The following is a 317-nucleotide window of genomic DNA, read 5'->3' as shown; positions in this document are numbered from 1 at the left end:
TGGGCCTAAATGGACTCGAACCATCGACCTCACGCTTATCAGGCGTGCGCTCTAACCAGCTGAGCTATAGGCCCATATACTTTACAGGGGCAGTAGGAATCGAACCCACACTGGAGGTTTTGGAGACCTCAGTTCTACCTTTAAACTATGCCCCTAAATGATGCCGGCTAGAGGACTTGAACCCCCAACCTACTGATTACAAGTCAGTTGCTCTACCAATTGAGCTAAGCCGGCATAAAAAAAATGGTGGCTCGGGACGGAATCGAACCGCCGACACGAGGATTTTCAGTCCTCTGCTCTACCGACTGAGCTACCGA

General features: G+C 50.8%; 3 tRNA genes. All 3 read right to left on the bottom strand.

What is annotated here, in order from left to right:
* Positions 1–74 (bottom strand) — tRNA-Ile (locus DPQ31_RS03830).
* Between the two features lie 10 nt (positions 75–84).
* Positions 85–155, bottom strand: a tRNA-Trp gene (locus DPQ31_RS03825).
* Positions 156–161: 6 nt separating this feature from the next.
* Positions 162–234 (bottom strand) — tRNA-Thr (locus DPQ31_RS03820).
* Positions 235–317: the final 83 nt, after the last annotated feature.

Source organism: Bacillus sp. COPE52 (assembly GCF_003355115.1).
Classification (GTDB): domain Bacteria; phylum Bacillota; class Bacilli; order Bacillales; family Bacillaceae_G; genus Bacillus_A; species Bacillus_A toyonensis.
Note: the sequence above shows the minus strand (reverse complement) of the source record. Positions and strands in the feature narration are given on the sequence as shown.